Source organism: Psychrobacillus sp. (assembly GCF_056205495.1).
This window is the reverse complement of the sequence record NZ_JBAEAP010000475.1, coordinates 1-1,793: the sequence shown is the minus strand read 5'-3', so window position 1 is coordinate 1,793 and position 1,793 is coordinate 1. Positions and strand designations below refer to the sequence as shown.

1 protein-coding gene and 2 pseudogenes are annotated in these 1,793 nt (G+C 36.1%); 2 read left to right on the top strand and 1 reads right to left on the bottom strand.

Translation table 11 applies throughout. The features are described from left to right. A pseudogene (locus tag AC06OU_RS13735) lies at positions 1 to 325 on the bottom strand (hypothetical protein); the annotation flags it as partial. 228 nt (positions 326 to 553) lie between these two features. Between AC06OU_RS13735 and AC06OU_RS13730 the strand changes: the two are divergent. After that, positions 554 to 1,453: an ABC transporter ATP-binding protein gene (locus AC06OU_RS13730; RefSeq protein ID WP_475856493.1), complete on the top strand. Its 900-nt coding sequence runs from the start codon at positions 554 to 556 to the stop codon at positions 1,451 to 1,453. Beyond that, a pseudogene (locus AC06OU_RS13725) lies at positions 1,446 to 1,793 on the top strand (ABC transporter permease); the annotation flags it as partial. The gene AC06OU_RS13730 and the pseudogene AC06OU_RS13725, both read left to right, overlap by 8 nt.

The following is a 1,793-nucleotide window of genomic DNA, read 5'->3' as shown; positions in this document are numbered from 1 at the left end:
ACTGATCATTAAAAATTCCCACTTTAGCAAAGCCACCATTTTTAGAATCATGCGCAATTATTAGCTCTGGAGTAATTTGAGCAGGATAAATCATAATCCTAGCTTTTGTTTTGTCATAATAGGCTTCTATTCGTTGTCCTTTAACAAAATCCTTTTGTTTAATTTCCTTCGTGGTACCGCTGTTAAATAAAAGTGTCTCATCTGAAATAGTAAAAATAGTGACAATTGGTTCTTTTTCCTCTGTTTCTACCGTTAGTAAGACACTGTCCGCTTTATGAGTGATTTCTTTAACCACTCCGGTAAACCTCTCTAATTTAGAATTCATGGAATCCTCCCCCTCTTTTGCTAATACAAATGTAGGTGCGAGAAGAAGACAAATGGCTATAAAGCTTAAATAAAGATAGCGTAATTTTTTCATTTTTTACCGTCCCCTTTGTTGTTATCAATGTATTAGACGGAAGGCTATACTAAACGTTTCACAATTTTTTGAAACGTTTAGTGTAATTGCACGTATAAAGTATTATGTAAAAATACTTAGGAATGGAGCATATGTATGGCGTTAGTAATCAATGAAGTAACCAAGCGTTACCATGATTTCACTGCAGTAGACCATCTTTCCTTTACCATTGAAAAAGGTGAAATCTTTGGCTTAATCGGCCAAAATGGTGCAGGTAAAACAACAACTTTTCGTATGATACTGGATTTACAGGAAACTACAGAAGGAACCATTACATGGGATGGGACGAATATCAACAATATTAACCGAGACCTTCTTGGCTATTTACCCGAGGAAAGAGGGATTTTTCCTGCAATGAAAGTAGAGGATCAGCTTTACTTCTTTGGTGAGCTTCGTGGTAAATCCCGAAAGGAACTAAAAAAAGAAGTCGATTATTGGATTGACCGTTTTGAATTAGAGGATAAAAGAAAAGCAAAAGCCGAAACTTTATCAAAGGGTAATCAGCAAAAGGTTCAATTAATCGCAAGCTTCATACACCAGCCTGCTTTTCTCATTCTAGATGAACCTTTCAGTGGCTTGGATCCAGTAAATAAGGACTTGTTAAAGGGAGCTATTTTAGAGCTAAAAGAGAAAGGCACGACCATTTTATTTTCTAGTCATCAAATGGAAAATGTAGAAGAGCTTTGTGACCATTTGTGTCTATTAAAACGAGGAGTCTCTTTGTTTGCTGGTAGCTTACTAGACTTGAAGAAGCAATACGGGAAGACAAGACTAACCATTCGAACAGATATACCTAAGAATAAGCTGGAAAGTATGGAAGGCGTCAAGCATGTCCATGTTGGCAAAGACCAGTATGTACTTACACTAGCAGACGAAAAATATGCTCAAGCGATTTTCGACTCCATTTTTGATGGTAAATATATTGAAAAATTTAGCCTGGATTACTTGTCATTAGATGAAATCTTCAAGGATAAGGTAGGTGGCAAGAATGTCTAAATTCTGGTTGCTTGTAAAACAGCTATATACCGAAAAGATAAAGGCAAAGTCATTTATTGTCATGCTTGCTATCTATGTCGGTGTAATTTCTATCGTGATGTTTTGGTCAGATATAAAGGCAGCTTTCTTTGAAAGTGAAGCATTGGAAATTGCTGTGGTAAATGAAACAGATGCCGATATTGATGCTTTATTCCAATCTAATAGTGATTTAGCCTTCTCCTTTCCTACAGAATCTAATAATGAAGTAGAAAAGGAAGTAATTGATGGAGACTATGCGGCTGCTATTTTTATAAAAGATGAAGGGAATTCTCTAAGCGCTGAGATTGCTACGTATGAACCA